The 22,849-nt window shown below is 64.8% G+C and carries 22 protein-coding genes; 7 read left to right on the forward strand and 15 right to left on the reverse strand.

Annotation, left to right across the window (positions count from 1 at the left end; genetic code table 11):
• Positions 1-267: 267 nt before the first annotated feature.
• Positions 268-2,892 (forward strand): DNA mismatch repair protein MutS, encoded by a 2,625-nt coding sequence (mutS, locus tag NCR34_RS09035; protein WP_250499680.1) that lies wholly within the window; start codon positions 268-270, stop codon positions 2,890-2,892.
• Entirely contained in the window at positions 2,855-4,240 is a 1,386-nt protein-coding gene (locus NCR34_RS09040; RefSeq protein WP_250499635.1) for a hypothetical protein, read from the forward strand. Before mutS ends, NCR34_RS09040 begins: the two co-directional genes overlap by 38 nt.
• A gap of 53 nt (positions 4,241-4,293) precedes the next feature.
• On the opposite strand, the gene NCR34_RS09045 is transcribed toward NCR34_RS09040, so the two are convergent.
• Positions 4,294-4,839, reverse strand: coding sequence for an FKBP-type peptidyl-prolyl cis-trans isomerase (locus tag NCR34_RS09045; RefSeq protein WP_175944186.1), 546 nt, complete (start codon positions 4,837-4,839; stop codon positions 4,294-4,296).
• 33 nt (positions 4,840-4,872) lie between these two features.
• On the opposite strand from NCR34_RS09045, the gene NCR34_RS09050 reads away from it, so the two are divergent.
• Both NCR34_RS09050 and NCR34_RS09055 read left to right on the forward strand, forming a co-directional pair.
• The gene (locus tag NCR34_RS09050; RefSeq protein ID WP_250499636.1) at positions 4,873-6,111 is read left to right on the forward strand and encodes a cupin domain-containing protein; all 1,239 of its coding nucleotides are present in this window, start codon (positions 4,873-4,875) and stop codon (positions 6,109-6,111) included.
• A gap of 264 nt (positions 6,112-6,375) precedes the next feature.
• Positions 6,376-6,630 (forward strand): hypothetical protein, encoded by a 255-nt coding sequence (locus tag NCR34_RS09055; protein WP_236572749.1) that lies wholly within the window; start codon positions 6,376-6,378, stop codon positions 6,628-6,630.
• Positions 6,631-6,741: 111 nt separating this feature from the next.
• Here NCR34_RS09055 and NCR34_RS09060 read toward each other — a convergent pair whose 3' ends face one another.
• The 10 genes from NCR34_RS09060 to NCR34_RS09105 all read right to left on the reverse strand — a co-directional run bounded on the left by NCR34_RS09060 (position 6,742) and on the right by NCR34_RS09105 (position 15,932).
• On the reverse strand, positions 6,742-7,515 hold the full coding sequence (locus NCR34_RS09060) for an MBL fold metallo-hydrolase (RefSeq protein ID WP_250499637.1): 774 nt from the start codon (positions 7,513-7,515) through the stop codon (positions 6,742-6,744).
• A gap of 19 nt (positions 7,516-7,534) precedes the next feature.
• Positions 7,535-8,677 carry an NlpB/DapX family lipoprotein gene (gene bamC / locus NCR34_RS09065; RefSeq protein ID WP_248320090.1) on the reverse strand — a complete coding sequence of 381 codons (1,143 nt, stop codon included), beginning with the start codon at positions 8,675-8,677 and terminating at the stop codon, positions 7,535-7,537.
• Between the two features lie 186 nt (positions 8,678-8,863).
• Entirely contained in the window at positions 8,864-9,769 is a 906-nt protein-coding gene (dapA, locus tag NCR34_RS09070) for a 4-hydroxy-tetrahydrodipicolinate synthase (RefSeq protein WP_250499681.1), read from the reverse strand.
• A 99-nt stretch (positions 9,770-9,868) separates the two neighbouring features.
• A complete protein-coding gene (locus NCR34_RS09075; protein ID WP_250499638.1) occupies positions 9,869-10,477 on the reverse strand; it encodes a class I SAM-dependent methyltransferase in 609 nt (202 codons plus the stop codon).
• A complete protein-coding gene (locus tag NCR34_RS09080) occupies positions 10,477-11,679 on the reverse strand; it encodes a tryptophan--tRNA ligase (RefSeq protein WP_175944195.1) in 1,203 nt (400 codons plus the stop codon). The genes NCR34_RS09075 and NCR34_RS09080 overlap by 1 nt, the downstream gene beginning before the upstream one ends.
• Before the next feature lie 4 nt (positions 11,680-11,683).
• The gene (locus tag NCR34_RS09085; RefSeq protein ID WP_159836517.1) at positions 11,684-12,349 is read right to left on the reverse strand and encodes a site-2 protease family protein; all 666 of its coding nucleotides are present in this window, start codon (positions 12,347-12,349) and stop codon (positions 11,684-11,686) included.
• 97 nt (positions 12,350-12,446) lie between these two features.
• A complete protein-coding gene (locus NCR34_RS09090; RefSeq protein WP_250499639.1) occupies positions 12,447-13,076 on the reverse strand; it encodes an L-threonylcarbamoyladenylate synthase in 630 nt (209 codons plus the stop codon).
• A gap of 147 nt (positions 13,077-13,223) precedes the next feature.
• The gene (locus NCR34_RS09095) at positions 13,224-14,054 is read right to left on the reverse strand and encodes a 3',5'-nucleoside bisphosphate phosphatase (protein WP_250499682.1); all 831 of its coding nucleotides are present in this window, start codon (positions 14,052-14,054) and stop codon (positions 13,224-13,226) included.
• A gap of 89 nt (positions 14,055-14,143) precedes the next feature.
• Positions 14,144-15,028, reverse strand: a complete 885-nt coding sequence (locus NCR34_RS09100; RefSeq protein WP_250499640.1) for an alpha/beta fold hydrolase — start codon at positions 15,026-15,028, stop codon at positions 14,144-14,146.
• A 49-nt stretch (positions 15,029-15,077) separates the two neighbouring features.
• Entirely contained in the window at positions 15,078-15,932 is an 855-nt protein-coding gene (locus tag NCR34_RS09105) for a ferritin-like domain-containing protein (protein WP_250499641.1), read from the reverse strand.
• A gap of 184 nt (positions 15,933-16,116) precedes the next feature.
• Between NCR34_RS09105 and NCR34_RS09110 the strand changes: the two genes are divergently transcribed.
• The 3 genes from NCR34_RS09110 (at position 16,117) to NCR34_RS09120 (ending at position 18,148) form a co-directional block, all read left to right on the forward strand.
• On the forward strand, positions 16,117-16,641 hold the full coding sequence (locus NCR34_RS09110; protein ID WP_250499642.1) for a gamma carbonic anhydrase family protein: 525 nt from the start codon (positions 16,117-16,119) through the stop codon (positions 16,639-16,641).
• Positions 16,642-16,701: 60 nt separating this feature from the next.
• Positions 16,702-17,652, forward strand: coding sequence for an Hsp33 family molecular chaperone HslO (hslO, locus tag NCR34_RS09115; protein ID WP_250499643.1), 951 nt, complete (start codon positions 16,702-16,704; stop codon positions 17,650-17,652).
• A gap of 148 nt (positions 17,653-17,800) precedes the next feature.
• Positions 17,801-18,148, forward strand: coding sequence for a hypothetical protein (locus NCR34_RS09120; protein ID WP_250499644.1), 348 nt, complete (start codon positions 17,801-17,803; stop codon positions 18,146-18,148).
• 88 nt (positions 18,149-18,236) lie between these two features.
• Here NCR34_RS09120 and ftsB read toward each other — a convergent pair whose 3' ends face one another.
• The 4 genes from ftsB to pyrG form a co-directional block, all read right to left on the reverse strand.
• A complete protein-coding gene (ftsB, locus tag NCR34_RS09125) occupies positions 18,237-18,701 on the reverse strand; it encodes a cell division protein FtsB (RefSeq protein ID WP_250499645.1) in 465 nt (154 codons plus the stop codon).
• Positions 18,702-18,820: 119 nt separating this feature from the next.
• Positions 18,821-20,104, reverse strand: a complete 1,284-nt coding sequence (eno, locus tag NCR34_RS09130; protein ID WP_206466608.1) for a phosphopyruvate hydratase — start codon at positions 20,102-20,104, stop codon at positions 18,821-18,823.
• Between the two features lie 179 nt (positions 20,105-20,283).
• Entirely contained in the window at positions 20,284-21,138 is an 855-nt protein-coding gene (gene kdsA / locus NCR34_RS09135) for a 3-deoxy-8-phosphooctulonate synthase (protein ID WP_175944213.1), read from the reverse strand.
• On the reverse strand, positions 21,135-22,829 hold the full coding sequence (pyrG, locus tag NCR34_RS09140) for a CTP synthase (protein ID WP_250499646.1): 1,695 nt from the start codon (positions 22,827-22,829) through the stop codon (positions 21,135-21,137). Before pyrG ends, kdsA begins: the two co-directional genes overlap by 4 nt.
• Positions 22,830-22,849: the final 20 nt, after the last annotated feature.

Below are 22,849 nucleotides of genomic sequence, written 5' to 3' on the forward strand. Positions count from 1 at the left end.
TTTGCCTGTGACACCGGGGCCGCCGCAGGGTGGCCCCGCGTGCTTTTGCGTCTCCCGTCGCGCGGCCTACGCCTTTCGGCCGCCTCCGTCGTCTGATCACGACGGGTTAAACTCTTGCACTATCGGCTGAATCGCGGCTGAGCGCGCGTTGCGTTCGGCCCGTTGGCTCTTACCGCACGCAAGATGGGCAATCACACGGCAACTCCCGACTCTCCTTCCGCACCGGCCGCCGCCGCGCTTCCGGCGGACTTCGCGCAACATACGCCGATGATGCAGCAGTACCTGCGCATCAAGGCGGAGCATCCCGGCACGCTCGTCTTCTATCGCATGGGCGATTTCTACGAGCTCTTCTTCGACGATGCCGAGAAAGCCGCGCGCCTGCTCGATCTCACGCTCACGCAACGCGGCGCGTCCGGTGGCAATCCGATCCGCATGGCGGGCGTGCCGCACCACGCGTGCGAGCAATATCTCGCGAAGCTCGTGAAGCTCGGCGAATCGGTTGCGATTTGCGAACAGATCGGCGATCCGGCGACGTCGAAAGGACCGGTCGAGCGCAAGGTCGTGCGCGTGGTCACACCCGGCACGCTCACCGACGCCGCCCTGCTTTCCGATAAGAGCGATGTCTATCTGCTCGCGCTCTGCCCCGCGCACAACCGGCGCGGCGTGGTGACGAGCGTCGGCCTCGCGTGGCTCAATCTGGCGAGCGGCGCGCTGCGGCTCGCGGAAGTCGCGCCCGAGCAAGTGGCAGCGGCGCTGGAACGCATCCGTCCGTCGGAGACGCTCATCGCCGATACCGTCACCGAGATGCAGGCGACCTTCGGCGTCGCGAATCTCGCCGCGCCGACGCGCGTGCCCGCCTGGCACTTCGATGTCGGCTCCGGCACGCAGCGCCTTCGCGAGCAACTCAACGTCGCGAGCCTCGACGGCTTCGGCGGCGAAACGCTCACCTGCGCGTGCGGCGCGGCGGGCGCGCTTCTGCTCTACGCCTCCGCGACGCAAGGGCAGCAGTTGCGCCATGTGCGCAGCCTCAAGGTCGAGCATGAATCGGAGTACATCGGACTCGACCCAGCGACGCGCCGCAATCTCGAACTGACGGAAACGCTGCGCGGCACCGAATCGCCGACGCTCTGCTCGCTGCTCGACACGTGCTGCACGAGCATGGGCAGCCGCCTGTTGCGTCACTGGCTGCATCATCCGCCGCGCGATGCGTCCGTCGCGCAGGCTCGCCAGCATGCGATCGGCGCGCTGCTCGACGCGCCGGCTGCGAGCGGTCTCGACGCGCTGCGCACGGCGCTTCGCAAGATCTCGGACATCGAGCGCATCACGGGGCGGCTCGCGCTGCTCTCGGCGCGCCCGCGCGATCTGTCGAGCCTGCGCGATACGTTCGCCGCGCTGCCCGAGCTTCAGACGCTCGTCGCCGCGTTGCCCGCGCAGCCGGCGGCGCTCGCGCGCATCGGCGCGGCGCTCGAACCGCCGCACGAATGCCTCGACCTACTCTCGAGCGCCATCGCGCCCGAGCCGGCCGCGCTGATTCGCGACGGCGGCGTGATCGCGCGCGGCTACGACGCCGATCTCGACGAACTGCGCGATATTTCGGAGAACTGCGATCAATTCCTGATCGACCTCGAAGCCCGCGAGCGCGCGCGCACGGGCATCGGCAACCTGCGCGTCGAATACAACCGCGTGCATGGCTTCTATATCGAAGTGACGCGCGGCCAGACCGACAAGGTGCCGGACGATTACCGCCGCCGTCAGACGCTCAAGAACGCGGAGCGGTACATCACGCCCGAGCTCAAGGCGTTCGAGGACAAGGCGCTGTCGGCGCAGGAACGCGCGCTGGCCCGCGAACGCGCGCTTTATGAGGCGCTGCTGCAAAACCTGTTGCCGTTTCTCGAAGATTGTCAGCGCGTCGCGAGCGCGCTCGCCGAACTGGACTTGCTCGGCGCGTTCGCCGAGCGTGCGCGCGCGCTCGACTGGGTCGCGCCGGAGTTCGCGGCGAACGCCGGCATCGATATCGAACAAGGACGGCACCCGGTCGTCGAGGCGCAGGTCGAGCAGTTCATCGCGAACGATTGCTGCCTGAACGACGACCGCAAGCTGTTGCTGATCACCGGCCCCAACATGGGCGGTAAATCGACGTTCATGCGGCAGACGGCGCTGATTGCGCTGATGGCGTATGTCGGCAGCTACGTGCCGGCCAGGCGCGCGCGTTTCGGCGCGCTCGACCGAATCTTCACGCGCATCGGCGCGGCCGACGATCTCGCGGGCGGCCGGTCCACGTTCATGGTCGAGATGACCGAAGCCGCCGCCATTCTCAACGACGCCACCTCGTCCAGCCTCGTCTTGATGGACGAGATTGGCCGCGGCACCTCGACGTTCGACGGCCTCGCGCTCGCGTGGGCCATCGCGCGGCATCTGCTGTCGCACAACCACTGCTATACGCTATTCGCGACGCATTATTTCGAATTGACGCAACTGCCGACGGAGTTCGCGCAGGCGGCGAACGTGCACTTGTCGGCGGTCGAGCACGATCACGGCATCGTGTTCCTGCATGCGGTCAACGAAGGCCCGGCGAACCAGAGCTACGGCTTGCAGGTCGCGCAACTCGCGGGCGTTCCGTCGGCGGTGATCCGCGCCGCGCGCAAGCATCTCGTGCATCTGGAGCAGCAGTCCATCGGGCAGCCGACCGCGCAGTTCGATCTCTTCGCGAGCCCGCCCTACTCCTTCGACGACGAGCCGGATAGCGAACCCGCCGCGCAACCCGCGCCCGATCATCCGGTGCTTGACAAACTGCGCGCGCTCGATCCGAACGACCTGCGTCCGCGCGATGCGCTTGATTTGCTGTACGAACTGCATGAACTGGCGAATCAAGCGCCGGATGCGTCGCACTGAGCGCATCGCCGGCACGGGCGCGTCGCATCTTTTGCGCGTGGCCGCTCGGCTTTGCAATGGCGCGTTCGTCACGGCGCTCTTGGCGGGCGCATTCGCTCAGGCACACGCGCAAAATGGCGATCCGCTGACCTTCGCGGTCATCTCGGACGCGCTCACCCGCCCTGCCGACGAAGCGCCTGTGCGTCAAATGCTCGATGCCATCGCGCGGGATCGCAGCGTCGGCTTCATCGTCTACGACGGCAACGTGAAAGGCGCGACCGAACCGTGCCGCGACAGCATCTATCAGTCGCGGCGCGATCTGCTGGATGCATCGCGAACGCCGGTGGTGCTCCTGCTCGGCCAGCACGACTGGGCCGATTGCGGCCTGACGCACGGCGGCGCGTACGATCCCGTCGAGCGGCTCGACTTTGTTCGGCAGCTTTTCTTCGCGGATGCCAGTTCGCTGGGACAGAATCCGCTCACGCTCACACGCGAAAGCGAGGTTGCGCGCTTTCGGCCGTTTCGTGAAAACGTGCGCTGGCAGGCCGAAGGCATTGCCTTCATCGGCCTGAATGCGCCGAGTCCGAACAACCATTATCTGACGGCAGGCGGGCGCAACGGCGAGTTCGAGGATCGGACCGTCGCGACGACGTTCTGGCTCGATCACGCTGCCGAATCGGCGCGGCGCGCGGGCTTGCGGGCGCTCGTCATCGTATTGCAGGGCGATCCCGACTTCGCGCGTTACGAACGGCGCGACCGTTTCGCGTGGCTGCGCTTTTCGCGCACCAACGAGCCGCGCGATGGCTTTCTCGAACTGAAACGCTCGCTCGTGAAAGCGGCGGAGACGTTTCGCGGGCCGGTGATCGTCATTCATCGAACCGAAGCGTCAGAGCCGAACGGTTTTCATATCGACCAGCCGCTTCGTAACGACAAGGGGCTGACCGTAACGAATCTGACGCGCGTCGCGCTTTCGCTGAAGCGACCGCAGTCGCAATGGCTGGAAGTGGTCAGCGACCCGCGATGGCATCCGCCGTTTCGGTTGCGCGTGCGCGATATACGCGATGTGCGCGATGTGCGGAACGCGCAGGACTCCCGCAAGCACGATGCGACGGAGCCGAAACCAGAGACGCCCGCGCAGTCCGCGCCGTCGAGCGCGCCTTACGGCTCATATTCCGATTACATGCCCGCTGCGCCCGCTTCGACACCGCCCGCGCTGCCGCGCAACGATCTGCCTGCGCAGTTGCCCTCGCCGCCTTCGCTCACGCAGCCGGCGTCGGGCTTGCCGCCCATTCTGACGCCGCCGCAAGCGTTGCCGCCTATTCTCCCGGTGCCCGCGTCGGGTGTATCCGGCAATGGCAGCGCGCAATAAAAAAGCGCAGCCGAAGCTGCGCTTAGCGACGACGCCCGGAAACCTGGATGCGCTCAGTGCAGCGTCGGGCCGGAGTCCGTGCGCGGCTCGTCGTCGTCCTCGTCTTCGTCCAGCACTTCGAGGCCGTCTACGCCATGCGCGTGCTGATGCTTGACCTCGTCTTCCGTCGCGGTGCGAACTTCCTGCACCGACAACGCAAAGCGCAGCGCCATGCCGGCAAGCGGATGATTGCCGTCGAGCACCACTTTGTCTTCCGCAACATCCGTCACCGTATAGATGAGCGAGTCGAGATCGTCGTCGCTGTCTTCGGGCGTGCCTTCGAACTGCATGCCCACTTCCAGCGGTTCCGGAAAACGGCTGCGCTCTTCGATCTTGACGAGCTCGGGATCGTATTCGCCGAACGCATCCTGCGGCTCGAGCTGGATGAGCGTTTCATAACCGGGCTCGCGACCGTCCAGCGCTTCCTCGATCTTGGGGAACGTGCCATCATAGCCGCCGTGCAGATAGACCATCGGCTCGTCGCTCTCCTCGATCAGATTGCCTTGCGCATCCGATAGCTTGTAGGCGACCGAAACGACAGTGTCTTTCGCAATTTTCATTGAATCCTCCAAGATACAAGCCTCGATTATACGATGCGCCAGCGGCCCTCAGACGTTCCCACCTTACCCCTTCCCAGCCTTTCCGAGCCCTCCGGCGCGCCGCTTCCCGACGAGATCACACCGTTGTTGGGCAACCGCACGCCGCGACAGTTCATGCGGCGCTACTGGCAGAAAAAGCCGCTGCTGATCCGTCAGGCAATCCCCGGCATGTCCGCGCCCGTTCCGCGCGACGACCTGTTCGAACTCGCCGATCTCGACGACGTGGAATCGCGCCTCATCACGCATTTTCGCAATACGTGGAATCTCGAGCACGGCCCGTTCGCTCCGGACGAACTGCCTTCCGTCAGGAAACGCGAATGGACACTGCTCGTGCAAGGCGTGAACCTGCACGACGAGCGCGCGCATGCGCTGATGAACCGGTTCCGCTTCATTCCCGACGCGCGTCTCGACGACCTCATGATCTCTTATGCCACCGACGGCGGCGGCGTCGGCCCGCACTTCGACTCTTACGACGTGTTCCTGCTGCAAGTGCACGGCAAGCGGCGCTGGCGCATCGGCGCGCAGCGCGATCTCTCGCTAAAACCCGGTCTGCCGTTGAAAGTTTTACAGCACTTCGAGCCCGAAGAAGAATGGGTGCTGGAGCCGGGCGACATGCTGTATTTGCCGCCGCATATCGCGCACGACGGTATCGCCGAAGGCGAATGCATGACGTGCTCCATCGGCTTTCGCGCGCCATCCGCTCGTGAGCTCACCGCGCAGTTTCTCTATCACCTTGCAGAGCGCGCCGGAGATGAAGCGAACGGGGTCAAAGCCGATGTGCGCTATCGCGATCCCGCGCAGCCGCCGGTCGCGAAGCCCGGCGAATTACCCGCGCTTCTCGTCGAGCGCGTTGGCGCGATCCTTGCGAAGCTCACCTGGAATGAAAAGGACGTTGCGGAGTTTCTCGGAAGTTATCTGAGCGAGCCGAAAGCCAATGTTGTATTCGATCCGCCGTCCCGCGCGCTTAATGAGCAAAAATTTGTTGAGCGGGCGAAAAAGACAGGGATCAGACTAGATAGAAAGACGAATTTGCTCTACAACACGCACTCGTATTTCGTTAATGGCGAAGCGGCCGCGTTATCCGCAAAGGCTAAAAAGTGGCTGCCGGAGTTGGCCGACACAAGGCGTCTGGAAGCGAAACGCTTTGTAACACTTACAGACGATTCGGCAATGACATCCCTGCTGCACGAGTGGTATCGTGCGGGCTGGATTCAGACGGACCCGCCGGCCTGAAACGCTTGGCGCGAAAGCGTCGCGCGGTTCACCGAAGGCCCTGGTTTTGCTGTTCCGCAATACGAAAGTTTGTATGAGAAAGACAACGTACCGTCCCCGCATTTATCGACGGTCGTTACGAAAGTGCCTATAATTTCCGGCCAAGCCGTGTAGGTCTCACACAAAAAGAATTGTGAGGCTCCACAGCGGCCCAGGTCGGTGTTGGAGCACACATTACCGGTACTTTGCGCTGTTGCTTACCTTTAACCATAAAAGGACGTGATCATGAAGAAATCCCTCCTCGTAGCATCCCTGTTGGCTGCTGTTGCCCTGGCTGCATGCAACAAGTCTAGCGATACGGCTGCTCCGAGCGCTGCAAGCGATTCGTCGGCTGCTTCGGCTCCGGCTGCTGCCGCTTCGGACGCAAACGCTGCTGCATCGAGCGCATCGGCCGCTGCAAGCGACGCAGCTTCGGCAGCTGGCGCTGCTTCGGACGCTGCTGCTTCGTCGGCTGCTCCGGCTTCGGGCGCAAGCCAGTAAGGCCATCAGGCTTTACGCCAGCGCATGACGCCCGGCAGGGCCGCTTGAAGCGGCCCATACAAAAAAACCGGCTTACGCCGGTTTTTTTGTTGGTGCTCGCGGGTTCGCGGTCTACAGCGTCAACCAGTCGAAGCCATCCGCTTGCGATGCCACCACGACATCCTCTGCCGACGCGCCGAGCACCGCCGCGAGCGCGGCTTGCGCGAGATGCGGCAGATTGTTTTGCTGACTCAGATGCGCGGCCACCAGATGCCGCATCTTGGAACGATCGAGCGATGCGAGAATCGCGGCGGCGGCATCGTTATTCAGGTGTCCATGCGTCCCGCCGATGCGTGCCTTCAGCGACGCCGGATAGCGGCTTGCGGCAAGCATCGCGAGATCATGGTTGGATTCGAGCACGAGCGCGTCGCAACCGCTCAGAACGCTCGTAATATGCGGCGTCGCCACGCCGACATCAGTCAGGACACCGAGACGGCTCGCGCCATCCGAAAAGACATATTGCAGCGGCTCGCGGGCGTCGTGCGGCACGGTGTACGGCAGCAGGCTGACATCGCCGATGGCAACGCTCTCGTCGCCCCACAGCACGCGCAGATCGACCTTCGCTTCATCCGCGCCGACCGCCCGCGCGGTGCCCCAACTCATATACAGCGGAATGGACCACTTGCGCGCCAGGGTCAGCGCGCTGCCGATATGGTCCGTGTGCTCGTGCGTGATGACGATGGCATCGAGTTGCGCCGCAGCGCACCCGAGCCGCGCGAGCCGGCGCTCCACTTCCTTCGCGGAAAAACCGCAATCGAGCAGCACGCGCGTGGTGGTCGTGCCGCTCGTCGACTCGACGAGCAACGCGTTTCCTTCACTGCCGCTACCCAGACTGGCGAATCTCACAATCGGTTCGCGCCCGGGCTTAGTTGAGTTGCGCGTGAAGCAGCGACACGATGCGCTGCGCATCGGACGAGTTGTCCGGCTGGCCGTTCGCATCGACGACGGCGACCTGCGTGAGCGCGTCCGCCTTCGGACGAACGTTCACGAGGAACTGGCGCGTGGGCTTCGGCGAATTGCTGGAGAACAGCTTGCCGAGGAGACCTTCCTTCTTCAGTTCCGCCATCGAATCGGAATAGTGCACGTAGTAGATGCCCTTCTCGCGGTCGCGATTGTCGACCGTGAAGTTCGTGCGATCCAGCGCGAGGCCGACGCGCAACCAAGCGCGGTCGAACGGCTCGGCGAGGTCCAGCGTCGAGGTGCCCGCCGTCTGCTCGACGGCGACCTTCGCGCCGGCGGGACGCGCCTGCGCGATCAACTGCTTCGATTGATCTTCGGTCAGGCCGAACTTCTGCATCATCTTCGCGAGGAACGCGGCTTCGAGCGCCGGATTGCGCGGACGCGTTTCCCAGCGCGACGACGTCTTGTCCTGCCCCGTCAGCACTTCTTCCATCGCGCTATGCGTGACGGAAATATCGGTCGAGCCGTCCGACGCGCGATCCACTTGCGTGCGGAACATGTCGCGCGTACCTGACGAGTACGCAAAATCGAGCAGCTTGCCGACGCTGTTGCGGAACCAGTCGTTCGGAATGTTCGCGCGATTCTCGGCCCAGTCGGTTGCCATGATGCCGGTCTGCGGCGAATCGGTCTTCAGCGTGAAGCCGTTCTCGGTCCAGAACTCCTGCAACTGCGGCCAGACCTGATCCGGCGAACGGCCATCCACGACGAGCCAGCGGCGATCGCCGTCGCTCTCGACGTGCATGCCGTAGGGGTCCTGTGCATTCGGCACGCCGAGCGTCAGGTTGCCCGCGGGCGTCGCGTTGCGCTGCGCGGTGCCGCCGAGCGTGTTGATCGGCGGCGGCGCTGCGTAACGCTGGCTGATGTCGGCCGTGCTGAGATCGGACGGCACGTTGAGCGACGGCGCGGTTTCAGCGGCCTTGTAATTCACGCGATCGGGCGCGAGCCAGTCGTTCAGCGTGTCGCAACCCGCCAGCGCGAAGATGACGCCGGCGCCAAGCGACAGCACGCTCAGGCGTTTGGCTTGGGTAAGAAGAGTGGAATGTTTCATGAGGTCCTTCTTTGCTGCAGATGACGTGCTGTTACGCATGGCCTCACGTCGGTCACGCGTGCGAACGCGGGCAAGCGAGGCCGATGAGCGGCGGTTGATGACGGGTCGCGATCGCTTCGATCACATTGCGCGGCGCCGTCGATTTCGATGTGTCGTCGATATCGCGAGTGCGCCGCCGCGCTTCGGTCAAGAGAGCAGCCCGGCGCTTTGCAGCGCGCCACGCACGATGTCGTGAAAGCGCGCGTCGAGCGGCGTGAGCGGCAGGCGGATGCCGCCTTCCATGCGGCCGAGCGCTTGCAGCGCCCATTTCGCCGGAATCGGGTTGGATTCGCAGAACAGTTGCTTGTGCAGTTCCAAAAGGCTCAGGTGGATTCGGCGCGCGGTGATCGCGTCGCCTGCCAGCGCGGCGCGGCACAGTTCGCTCATCTGCTTCGGCGCGACGTTGGCCGTCACCGAAATGTTGCCGTGGCCGCCGAGCAGCATCAGCGCGATGGCCGTGGGATCGTCGCCGCTGAAAATGGCAAAATCGGCGGGCGCGTGCTTGATGAGATGCGCGGCGCGATCGATGTTGCCGGTCGCTTCCTTCACGCCGATGATGCCCGGCACGTCGGCCAGGCGCAGGATCGTCTCGTTGCTCATGTCGGCAACGGTGCGGCCCGGCACGTTATAGAGAATCACGGGGAGATCGACGGCTTCCGCGATCGCGCGAAAGTGCCGGTACATGCCTTCTTGCGTCGGCTTGTTGTAGTACGGCACGACTTGCAGCGTGGCATCCGCGCCGACTTTCTTGGCCTGCTTCGAGAGTTCGATGGCTTCCGCCGTCGAATTGCCGCCCGCGCCCGCGATGATCGGGAACCGCTTGGCCGCGTGCTCGACTGCCGTCTGCACCATCAGGACGTGCTCTTCGACCGACAACGTGGCCGACTCGCCGCTCGTGCCCACGACGACGAGCCCGTTCGAGCCCTGCTCGACATGCCAGTCGATCAGCTTACGAAACGCCGGCAGATCGAGACTACCGTCCTCGTGCATCGGTGTGACGATGGCAGGGATGCTGCCGCGAATCCGGAGGCCGCCGCCGGTTCCGCCGTTCATTCCGCCGTTAGTTCCGCCGTTCATTCCGTTAGTCATGAAACTCTATGAATTTAATCGTGAATTTAATCGCAAAAAGCGATATTACGCGATTGTAGCGGATTAGCCCGCCAAATCGTAACGAGGCGAACCCGAAGACGTGTTACCAACCGTGAGCGGTTTTTCTGCGCCGGATGGCACGCTATCGGTTGCCTGTAACTCGCGGACCGCGCATATTCGCTGCACATAGGCAGCACGCGGACGTTCGACGTAACCATCTTCGTACGCGATCACGCGAAGCCGGCCGCGCACCGCGTCGAGCAATTCGCCGGGCGCGAGCAGAAACGCGGGATTCGATGGCTTGCCGATGCGCTCGTTGCCCGCCGCGAACGTCTCGTAGATGAGCACGCCGCCGGGCGCAAGCGAGTCGATCAGGTGACCGAACAGCGGCCGATGCAGATAGTTCGTGACGACGACCGCGCCGAACCGGCGATCGGCCGAAAGCGGCCACGGCGCGCCTTCGAGATCGGCGGCGAGCGTCGTGACGCCTTCGCAAGCGGAGAGGGACGCAATCGCTTCGACGTCACGATCGACCGCGATCACCGTGTGGCCGCGCCCGGCAAACCAGCGCGCGTGGCGTCCGCTGCCCGACGCGACATCGAGCACGTCGGCGCCGGGCGCAACGAGATGCGCCCAGCGCGTGACCCAGCCGCTCGGCGTGCCGGCATCCATCAGTTGTACGACAGGCCCATGGCTTCGCGCACGTCGCGCATGGTCTCCGTCGCGAACTTGCGCGCCTTGTCGCAGCCATCGGCGACGATCGCGCGCAGCAGCGACGGATCGTCCATGTACTTTTGCGCGCGTTCGAGCATCGGCTGCTGCTCGCGCAGAATGCCTTCGATCACCGGCTGCTTGCAGTCCAGGCAACCGATGCCCGCGCTGCGGCAGCCCTGCTGCACCCACTTGTGCGTCTCTTCGTCGGTGTAGACCTGATGGAGTTGCCACACCGGGCACTTGTCCGGATCGCCCGGATCGGTGCGGCGCACGCGCGCCGGATCGGTCGGCATGGTGCGCACTTTCTTCGTGATGGTCTCGGCGTCTTCGCGCAGGCCGATTGTGTTGCCATAGGACTTCGACATCTTCTGCCCGTCGAGACCCGGCATGCGCGACGCTTCGGTCAGCAGCACTTGCGGCTCGACGAGAATCAGCTTGCGCGCGCCTTCGAGATAGCCGAACAGGCGTTCGCGGTCGCTCATCGACAGGCTCTGCGATTCCTGCAGCATCGCGCGAGCTTGTTCGAGCGCCTCGTCGTCGCCTTCCTGCTGATACGCGACGCGCAGTTCGTGATACAGCTTCGCGCGCTTGCCGCCGAGCTTCTTCGCCGCTTCGAGCGCCTTCTCTTCGAAGTCCGGCTCCTTGCCGTAGAGATAGTTGAAGCGGCGCGCGATCTCGCGCGTCATTTCGACGTGCGGCACCTGGTCTTCGCCGACCGGCACCAGCGACGCGCGATACAGCAGAATGTCCGCCGCCATCAGCACCGGATAGCCGAGAAAGCCGTAAGTGGACAGGTCCTTCTCCTTCAGCTTCTCGATCTGCTCCTTGTAGGTCGGCACGCGTTCGAGCCAGCCGAGCGGCGTGCCCATGCCGAGCAGCAGCGACAACTCCGCGTGTTCAGGCACGCGGCTCTGGATGAAGAGCGTGGCCTGCGCCGGATCGATGCCGGAAGCGAGCCAGTCGATCAGCACTTCCCAGACGTTTTTCTCGATGACCTCGGGCGTCTCGTAGTGCGTGGTGAGCGCGTGCCAGTCCACGACCGCGAAGAAGCAAGGGTATTCGGACTGCAGCCGCACCCAGTTTTTCAGCACGCCGTGATAGTGGCCGAGGTGCAGCGACCCGGTGGGCCGCATGCCGGAGAAGATACGGTCAGGGAACATGATCTTAGGGAAAGAGTGAAGCGAAGGGATTCAGAATGGCCGACACCGCCGCGTAGCCCACGTTCACCAGCGGGCCGAGCCAGAAGCGGGTCAGCGCGTTGGTCATGATGAGCGCCATCACGATCCAGAAACCGTACGGCTCGATCTTCTGAAATGCAAGCGACGCGCGCACCGGCAAGAGCGCCGACAGAATGCGCCCGCCGTCGAGCGGCAGCAGCGGAAAAAGATTGAGCACGCCGAACACCAGATTCACGCCGACGCCGGCTGCCGCCATGCGCGTGAAGAACGGTTCATCGACATGAAAGGCCGCGAGCAGCACCGCGAGCACGCCCCACAGGAGCGCCTGCACGAAGTTGCTGCCCGGACCCGCCGCCGCGACCCACAGGCCGCCCCAGCGGGGATTGCGCAGATTGCCGAACGCGACGGGCACCGGCTTCGCGTAGCCGAACATGAACGCGCCGCTCGTCACGAAGTACAGCACGATGGGAATGACGATGGTCCCGATCGGGTCGATGTGGCGCATCGGGTTCATCGAAACGCGGCCGAGCACGTAAGCCGTGTTGTCGCCGAGCAGGCGCGCGGCGTAGCCATGCGCGGCCTCGTGCAGCGTGATCGCGAAGATCACTGGGAGCGCGTAGACCGCGATGGTTTGTATCAGGGAAGGATCCATAGGGCGCTATTGTATCAAGCGGGCAGGCGTCGGCAGGCGCGGCGCGGCTTGCGCGCGGCGGTTCCTGCGTGGCGAAGGCGCAGGCGGAAAGCCGCGCTCACGCGGTCAGGCCGAATGGCTCCAGACTGCCCCGGCCCGCGCGCACCAGCGCCGGCTCGCCGCCCGTCAGGTCGATCACCGTGGAGGGCTCGGCCGGGCACGCGCCCGCATCGATCACGAGCTCGATCTGCTTTTCCAGCCGCTCGCGGATTTCCTCGGCGTCGTTGAGCGGCTCGGTCTCGCCCGGCAGGATCAGGGTGGAGGCGAGCAGCGGTTCGCCGAGCGAGCCGAGCAGCGCGAGCGTGATCTCGTGATCCGGCACGCGCAGCCCGATGGTCTTGCGCGACGGATGCGACAGCCTGCGCGGCACTTCCTTCGTCGCCTGCAGCACGAACACGTACGGCCCCGGCGTGACCGATTTGATCAGCCGATACTGCCGGTTGTCGACCATCGCGAAGTTGGCGAGCTCCGACAGATCGCGCACGAGCAGCGACAGCAACTGCTTGTCGTCGATGCCGCGAATGCGCCGCAGCCGCTCGACGGCAGTCTTGTCGTCCAGATGGCAGGCGAGCGCGTAGCTCGAATCGGTCGGCAGCGCGACGATGCCGCCGTCCTTGATGATTTGCACCGCCTGATTGATCAGACGCGGCTGCGGATTATCCGGATGAATGCGAAAGAATTGGGACATGGGGACGCCTTGTTGTGTCGTTCTTGCCCGTGGAGGCGTCGGCCTCGCGCGTGAGTGCGCGAGCGCGACGCTTCGGCCAAACCGTGCGTGCGATAGATGCCGTGAGGCAAGGACCGTGCGCGTGCGCGCAACACACGCGCCGAAGCGTTACAGCCAGCGCGCCCAGACGGGCGTGAGGTCCTCGGGCAGCGGCGGAAGCCGGCCCAGATCGACGCGCCCTTCCCCCGGCCCGTGAAAGTCCGAACCGCGCGACGCCTCGAAGCCGTAACGGCGCGCGACATCAGCGTACTCGCGGTACTGGTCGGGCGTATGACTGCCGGTCACGACTTCGATGGCCTTGCCGCCCAACTCGATGAACTCGTCGAACAGCGCGGCGAACTGGACCGGCGTGTAGTCGTAGCGGCCCGGATGCGCGATGATCGGCTCGCCGCCTGCGTCGCGAATCCACTGCATCGCATCCGCGAGCTTCGCCCAGCGATGGCCGACGAAGCCCGGCTTGCCGTCGCCGAGATAGCGCGCGAACACGTCGGAGGTCGTCTCGGCGTAGCCTTCGTCGACGAGAAAGCGCGCGAAATGCGTGCGCGAGATCATGTCCGGGTCGTCGGTATAGCGCAGCGCGCCTTCGTACGCGTTCGGAATGCCCACCGCCGCGAGCGCCTCGCCGATGGCCACGCCCCGCGCGGCGCGTCCGTTGCGCGTCGAAGCGAGGCCGTTGACGAGCGCCTGATTCTCCGGATCGACGTTCATGCCGACCACATGCACCGTGCGCGACGCCCACGTCACCGAAATCTCGACGCCCGGCAGATAGCGCATGCCGAGCGCCTCGGCCGCCTCGCGCGCCTCGCGCTGTCCGCCCAGCTGATCGTGGTCGGTCAGCGACCACATTTCGACGCCGCCCGCATGCGCGCGCGCCGCGACTTCGGCGGGCGAAAGCTGGCCGTCCGAGACGGTGGAGTGGCAATGCAGATCGGCGTTAATGGTCGGCTTCATGGAATGTCATTTTACTTGAACGGCATGGAACAACGCTTACCCCGATGACCGCGCCGCGGCCAGCCAAGGCCCAGCCGTCACGCGCAGAACGACTCGATCAGCGCGGCGATGCGCTCGGGCTGGTCGTGATGAATCATGTGCCCCGCATCGCCGACGATCTCCTCGCGCCAGTCGGGGAACGCGGCGAAGCGCGTCTTGAATTCGGCGATCGGTATCGAGCCCGCGAAGCTCGCGAGCGTCGGCGACCCTTCCGCCTCTACGTGCAGCACTTTCGCCTGCACGCGCGACCAGACGGCCATCACCTCGTCGAGGCGATACAACACAGGGCTACGCAGCTTGTGTGCCGGGTCCGCGAGCAGATGAAACGCGCCGTCTGCCTCCTGCCGCGACCAGTGCTGCGCGAGAAAACGCGCGCGCGACCGGGCGAGACGCGGATTCGTGCGAATCAGCCGGTCGGCGACTTCGTCGAGGCTCGCATAGGGGCGCAGCGGGGGCGGCGCGCGCAGATCGTCGAGCCATCGCGTGAGCGCGCCCGCCGCCTGCGAAGGACGCGTCGCGGGCAGTCCGAAGCCTTCGAGATCGACCACGCGCCGCACGCGCGCCGGCCGCGCGCCCGCGTAGAGCAGCGCGACGTTCGCGCCCATGCTGTGGCCGACCAGATCGACTCGGTCCGTGGGCGCGTAATGGTCGAGAAGCGCGTCGAGGTCGGCGAGATAGTCGGGAAAATAGTAGTGTCCGCCGCCCTTTTGCGCGACCGGCCAGTCCGACAGGCCGAAGCCGCGCGCATCGGGCGCGAGCACTTGCCAGTCGCCCGCGAGCGCGTCGACCACGAACTGGAACGACGCCGCGACGTCCATCCAGCCGTGCAGCATGAACAGCATGGGCGCGTCGGGCGAGCCCCAGCGGCGCACGTGCAGGCGCACGCCGCGCGCATCGACGAACTCGGAGCGCGATTCTTTCATGGTCCGCCTCGGCAAATTCGTGAAAAAGGATGACCGTTCACTATAGCGGCTATGCCGATGCGTCGAGTCCGGCCAGCGCGCGGAGCTCGGCTTCATCGAAACCGGCGTCGCGGCGCGCTTCGAAGTTGAACGGGCCGCGCAGCTTCGGCGCGTGATACTGCTCGGCGAGCCGTTCGTAGGTGGCGTGCGGATCGAGCGCCGCCTGATCGCAGAGAAAGCGGAACCAGCGATTGCCGATCAGCACATGCCCGATCTCGTCGCGCAGGATTACGTCGAGAATGGCTGCCGACGCGTGATCGCCCGCCTGCGCGAGCCGCTTGCGGATGGGCGGCGACGCGTCGAGCCCGCGCGCCTCCAGCGTGCGCGGCACGAGCGCCATGCGCGCGAGCACGTCGGCCCGCGTGCGCTCGGCCATTTCCCAGAGTCCGTCGTGCGCCGGGAAGTCGCCGTAAGCGTGCCCGAATTCGGCGAGACGCGCCCGCAGCAGCGAGAAGTGATGCGCTTCCTCGGCGGCTACCTTGAGCCAGTCGACGTAGAAATCGGCGGGCATCGACGGAAAGCGCCACGCGGCGTCGAGCGCGAGGTTGATCGCGTTGAATTCGATATGCGCGAGCGCATGCAGCAGCACCGCGCGCCCCGCTTCCGATTGCATGCCGCGGCGCTTCAGCGACGACGGCTCGACGAGTTCCGGCCGCGCCGGGCGTCCCGGCAGATCGCCGGGATCGACGAGCGCGAGCGCCGGATCGACCGATAACGCGCCCGCGCGCGCGCCTTCGAAGAGCGCACGCGCCCGTTCCGCCTTCGCGATCGGCTCGCGCTCGCGCAGGATTGCGAGCGCCGTGCGGCGGGCGCAGGAGGCGTCGGCATCCGGCTGGAAAGCGGTAGGCGGCGAGAGATTCGGCATGACAGCGGCTAATCGAGAATGGTGGCGCGGAGGCGAAATGCCGCAACCGGCTAAAATGATGATCCGGCAGGGCAAAACACCGCGCAACTATAGCGCCGGCAGGCGCAGCGTCGAGCAAAGACGCGCATTCTAGCGTCGCGCGGCCGGCATCCAATCATCGAAGACGCAAGCCAGAGGAGACACCGTGGCGATCTACAAACTCGGCGACGACGCCCCCACCATTCACGAAAGCGTGTTCCTTGCGGATACCGCGACCATCATCGGCCGCGTCACGCTCGAAGAAAACGCGAGCGTGTGGTTCGGCGCGGCGCTGCGCGGCGACAACGAGCCGATCGTCGTCGGCCACGGCAGCAATGTGCAGGAAGGCGCGGTGCTGCACGCCGACCCCGGCTTTCCGCTGACGATTGCGGCGAACGTCACCGTCGGCCATCAGGCGATGCTGCACGGCTGCACCATCGGCGAAGGGTCACTGATCGGGATTCAGGCGGTGGTCTTGAATGGCGCGGTAATCGGCCGCAACTGTCTGGTTGGCGCGGGCGCGATCGTCACCGAAGGCAAGGTTTTTCCCGACAACACGCTGATTCTCGGCGCGCCCGCGAAGGCGGTGCGCGAAATCGGCGAGGCGGACATCGCCCGCATGCGCGCGGCTACGGCAAGTTACGCCGACCGGCGCGAATACTATAAGGCGCAGCTCGTGCGCATCGGCTGAACGGCGGCGCTGCGCGAGACGCAGAGCGGCACGTTCCGCCTCAACACCCAAGGAAGAGTTGTGAACGACCAGTTGCAGAAATTCATGTTCAACGCGGCGCCGGTGCGCGGCGAGATCGTTTCGCTGCGCAATACGTGGCAGGAAGTGCTCACGCGCCGCGCGTACCCGACGGCCGTGCGCAACGTGCTCGGCGAGATGATGGCCGCGTGCGCCCTGCTTTCGGCGAACCTCAAGTTCGACGGCACGCTCATCATGCAAATTTACGGCGACGGTCCGGTGAAGATGCTGGTCGTGCAATGCAGTTCGGCGCTGACGCTGCGCGCGACGGCCAAGCTAGCAGAAGGCGCGGAAAGCACGCTGCGCGACGACATGCCGCTCGCGGAACTGCTCAACCGCCACGGTCACGGCCGCTGCGTCATCACGCTCGATCCGTCCGACAAGAAGCCCGGCCAGCAGCCGTATCAGGGCATCGTCCCGCTGTCCGGCGAGCACGGACCGCTCGCGTCGATGGCCGAGGTGCTGGAACAGTACATGCATCATTCCGAGCAGCTCGACACGCGCTTGTGGCTCGCAGCGAATACGGACCGCGCCGTCGGCATGCTGTTGCAGAAGCTGCCGGGCGATGGCGGCATCGTCCCGCATCCGGGCGAGCACGACGCCGATACGTGGCAGCGCGTCTGTCATCTCGGCAGCACGCTGTCGAACGAGGAACTGCTGAAGGAAGATCCAGAAACCGTGTTCCGGCGGCTCTTCTGGCAGGAAAACGTGCAGCACTTCGAGCCCGCGCCGGCGCGCTTCCAGTGCACCTGCTCGCGCGAGAAAGTGGGCGGCATGCTGAAGATGCTCGGGCGCGAAGAGGTGGACAGCGTGATCGAAGAACGCGGCAGCGTGGAGGTGCACTGCGAGTTCTGCAATCAGCGCTACGAGTTCGACCCGGTCGACGTTGCGCAACTTTTTGTCGCAAAAGAGCTGTCGCAGGGCGTGAGTCCGGCATCGGATCAGCGGCACTGATCGGTTCGATGCCTTGTCCGGCGGGCCTCAGCGCGCGCCGGACGCGCGCCGGCCGGCCGGAGCGACCGCGCGGCGAGCGGGTTTCGCAGCACGCACCGCGCGCTATGATTGACGCTTGATGAGTTGTCCGACCGGCTGGAGGTCGCAAATGAAAACCGCATCGCTATTGCTGAAACTTTCGTCGTGTGCCGCCGCCGCGCTGCTCGTTAGCGGCTGCATGATGGATCCGCCGGGCCCGTCGCCGATCTATAGCCGTCTGCCTAGTACGCCGACGACGGCGCAGCAGACGCTCACGCCTGAAGAGCATATGCAGCGCTACAACGAGATCGACAGGCAGGCGCTGAGCGAATCGCAGCAAGCCGCGACTGCCGGCAACAACGCGAAGATGATGTCCGGGTACTACACGCCGCCCATCAGCGTGTACGGCGGGTATTCGAGCGGCGGCTGGGGCGGTCCTTACTGGGGCACGGGCGTCGGCATCGGGACGTGGTGGTAACCCGCTCGCGCGAACCGAAAAAATGGCGCAGTCGATCACGACTGCGCCATTTTTATTTGCCCGCTGGGTGCCCGCTGAGTGCTTTATTTCACCCGCCCGCGCCCTGCTTTTTCTTCGCTTCGGCGGCCTTGTCCTTGCGCGCCTTGCGATCCAGATCGCGCAACTCCTGCTTCGAACGCGACACCGGATTCGGCACCACGCGCAACGGCGCGGCGGATACCTGTCCGCGCGTCGAGCCGTTCATGCCCGGCACGTTCGCCGAATTCACAGGCGCAGTCGAATTGGGCGCGACGAACTGCACGAACACCTCGCTGTCCTTCACCATGCCCATTTCATAGCGCGCCCGCTCTTCCACGGCGGCGGTGCCGCTTTGCAGGTCCTGCACTTCGCCTTGCACGCGTTCGTTGCGCAGCTTCAGGTTCGTGTTCTTGTCCGCCTGCTGCGCGAGTTGCTGCTGCAATTCATGCACGCGCAGCCAGCCGCCGTGTCCCCACCAGAGCGGGTACTGGATCAGCGCCAGCAACAAGACCAGAACGACAGTTACGAGCCGCATTCAAGTAGCCGAAATAAGCGCCGCCCTTCGGTCTCGTTCGACACGAGGCCGGGGCGGCGGGCAGAAGATAAGATCAACGTCCTTATCGACTAAAGCGGCAAAAGCTTTAGCGAGGACTTTTAGCGCAAGTTATAAAACGCCGACTTGCCGGGATAGCTCGCGATATCGCCGAGGTCTTCTTCGATACGCAGCAACTGGTTGTACTTCGAGATGCGGTCGCTGCGCGACAGCGAACCGGTCTTGATCTGGCCGGCGTTCAGACCGACCGCGATATCCGCGATGGTCGAATCTTCCGTCTCACCCGAGCGGTGCGAGATGACCGCCGTGTAACCCGCGCGCTTGGCCATTTCGATCGCGGCGAAGGTTTCCGTCAGCGTGCCGATCTGGTTGATCTTGATGAGGATCGAGTTCGCGATGCCCCGCTCGATGCCATCCTTCAGAATGCGCGTGTTGGTGACGAAGAGATCGTCGCCGACGAGCTGCACCTTCTTGCCGAGGCGCTCGGTCAGCGTCTTCCAGCCGTCCCAGTCGCTTTCGTGCATGCCGTCTTCGATGGAGACGATCGGGAACTTGTCGGCGAGCGTCGCGAGATAGTCGGTGAATTCGCCCGACGACAGTTGCAGGCCCTCGCCCGCAAGCTGGTACTTGCCGTCGTGGTAGAACTCGCTCGCCGCGCAGTCGAGCGCGAGCAGCACGTCTTCGCCCGCGCGGTAGCCGGCTTTCTCGATGGCTTGCAGAATGGTCGACAGGCACTCGTCGTTGCTGCCGAAGTTCGGCGCGAAGCCGCCTTCGTCGCCCACTGCCGTGCTCATGCCGCGATCCGACAGGATTTTCTTCAGCGCGTGGAACACTTCCGCGCCGCAACGCAGCGCTTCGCGGAACGTCGGCTGGCTGACCGGGACGATCATGAATTCCTGAATGTCCAGGCTGTTGTTCGCGTGCGCGCCGCCGTTGACGATGTTCATCATCGGCACGGGGAGTTGCATGGCGCCGGAGCCGCCGAAATAGCGATACAGCGGCAAGCCGGCTTCCTCGGCGGCAGCCTTGGCGACGGCCATCGACACGGCGAGCAGCGCGTTCGCGCCGAGGCGCGACTTGTTCTCGGTGCCGTCGAGCTCCAGCAGCGTCTTGTCGAGGAAAGCCTGTTCCGAGGCGTCGAGGCCCATGATGGCTTCGGAGATCTCGGTGTTGATGTGTTCGACTGCCTTCAGCACGCCCTTGCCGCCGTAGCGGCCGGCTTCGCCGTCGCGAAGTTCGATGGCCTCGCGCGAACCCGTGGATGCGCCCGACGGCACTGCGGCGCGGCCCATCGTGCCCGATTCGAGCAACACGTCGCATTCGACGGTCGGATTGCCTCGCGAATCGAGAATCTCGCGGCCGATGATATCTACGATAGCACTCATGGTTTCCTCAAATTGACGATGAATTCTGTCAGTCACGATCGAAGCGGCCAGCGCTGGCTTTACTGCTCTGCTGCGCTGGCCTCGCTTCGTTGGCCTGGCTCAGACCTTCCGGCGCGCGGCCGGTTCACTGCGGCGCTCGTTCGCCCTGTGACGCGGCCTGAAAAGCCTGCGCGCGGGCTCTAGTTGAAGTCGTTTTCGAGAAACGGTCCGCTCTTCACCGCACGATCCAGCGCGATGAGCGTCGTCAGCAGCGATTCCATGCGCGCGAGCGGCACCGCGTTCGGACCGTCCGACTTCGCGCAGGCCGGATCAGGATGCGTCTCCATGAACAGCCCGGCGACGCCCGTGGCGACCGCCGCGCGCGCCAGCACCGGCACGAACTCGCGCTGGCCGCCCGAACTCGTGCCCTGCCCGCCCGGCAACTGCACCGAGTGCGTGGCGTCGAACACGACCGGCGCGTTGGTTTCACGCATGATCGCGAGCGACCGCATGTCCGACACCAGATTGTTATAGCCGAAGGACACGCCGCGCTCGCACGCCATGAAGCGGTCTTCCGAGAGCCCCGCCTCCCGCGCGGCGTCGCGCGCCTTGTCGATCACGTTCTTCATGTCGTGCGGCGCGAGGAACTGGCCCTTCTTGATGTTGACGGGCTTGCCCGAACGCGCGCACGCGTGGATGAAGTCGGTCTGACGGCACAGGAACGCGGGCGTCTGCAACACGTCCACGACCGATGCGACCGCTTCGATCTCATGCTCGGCGTGAACGTCCGTGAGAACGGGCACGCCGAGTTGCTTCTTCACTTCGCCGAGAATGCGCAATCCTTCGTCCATGCCGAGGCCGCGAAACGACTTGCCCGAACTGCGGTTCGCCTTGTCGTACGAGGACTTGTAGATGAACGGGATGCCGAGCTTCTGCGTGATTTCTTTGAGCTGGCCCGCGACGTCGATCGTCATCTGCTCCGATTCGACGACGCACGTGCCCGCGATCAGGAAGAACGGCTGGTCGAGTCCCGCTTCGAAGTGACAGAGCTTCATGCCTGTGCTCCCGCCGTTGCCGCGACCGGCGCAGTCTTCTCGCCGCCCGCCGCGATGCTGTGCGCGCGCGCCGCTTCGACGAACGCCTTGAAGAGCGGATGCCCGTCGCGCGGCGTCGAGGTGAACTCGGGGTGGAACTGCACGCCGACGAACCACGGATGCATCGACTGCGGCAACTCCATCATCTCGGGCAGGTCCTCGCTCGGCGTACGGGCGCTGATGATAAGGCCGCCCGCTTCGAGCTGGGGCACGAAACGGTTATTGACCTCATAACGGTGACGATGACGCTCGTTCACATCCGTGCCGTAGATGCGCTCGGCCATCGTGCCGGGCTTGATCGGGCACTTCTGCGAGCCTAGGCGCATGGTGCCGCCGAGATCCGACTCTTCGCTGCGCTTTTCGATGCGTCCCGCGCGGTCGTACCATTCGGTGATGAGCGCGACCACCGGGTTCGTGGTGCTGGAATCGAACTCGGTGCTGTTCGCGTCCGCGCGCCCGGCGACGTCGCGCGCGAACTCGATGACCGCGAGCTGCATGCCGAGGCAGATGCCGAGATACGGCGTCTTCGATTCGCGCGCATAGCGGATCGCCTTGATCTTGCCTTCGGTGCCGCGACGTCCGAAACCGCCCGGCACGAGCACGGCGTCGAGGTGCTTCAGGCCATCGGCGCCTTCGGCTTCGATCTGCTCGGAATCGATATATTCGATGTTGACCTTGGTCGACGTATGAATGGCCGCGTGACGCAGCGCCTCGATCAGCGACTTGTACGACTCGGTGAGTTCCACGTACTTGCCGACCATGCCGATGGTCACTTCGTGCTTCGGATTTTCGAGCTTCTCGACGAGGTCCGACCACATCTTCAGGTCGGCGGGCTTCGGCGAGAGCTTCAGTTCGTTGCAGACGATTTCGTCGAGGCCCTGGTCGTTGAGCATCTGCGGAATCTTGTAGATGCTGTCCACGTCCCACACCGAAATGACCGCTTCCTCATGCACGTTCGAGAAGAGCGAAATCTTCTGGCGCTCGTCGTCCGGAATCGGGCGATCCGCGCGGCACAAGAGCACATTCGGATAGATGCCGATTTCGCGCAGCTTCTGCACGCTGTGCTGCGTGGGCTTCGTCTTGAGTTCACCCGCGGTGGCGATGAACGGCACGAGCGTCAGGTGCACGAAGCACGCGCTGTGGCGACCCATGCGCAGGCTCATCTGACGCGCGGCTTCGAGGAACGGCAGCGATTCGATGTCGCCCACCGTGCCGCCGATCTCGACGATCGCGACATCCGGCTGGCCGCACGTGGCCGCGGCCGCGCCGCGCTCGACGAACGCCTGAATTTCGTTGGTGATGTGCGGAATGACCTGCACCGTCTTGCCGAGATACTCGCCGCGGCGTTCCTTGCGGATCACCGACTCGTAAATCTGGCCCGTGGTGAAGTTGTTGGCCTTGCGCATCTTCGTGCTGATGAAGCGCTCGTAGTGGCCGAGGTCGAGGTCCGTCTCCGCGCCGTCTTCCGTCACGAACACTTCGCCGTGCTGAAACGGGGACATCGTGCCGGGGTCGACGTTGATGTAGGGATCGAGCTTGAGGAGGGTGACTTTCAGACCGCGCGATTCGAGGATCGCGGCGAGGGAGGCGGCGGCAATACCCTTGCCGAGGGAAGAAACTACGCCGCCGGTGACGAATACATATTTGGTCATCGCTAGATGCTCGCGGGAAA

The sequence above is a fragment of the Caballeronia sp. GAWG1-5s-s genome, from assembly GCF_023631445.1.
Taxonomy (GTDB): domain Bacteria; phylum Pseudomonadota; class Gammaproteobacteria; order Burkholderiales; family Burkholderiaceae; genus Caballeronia.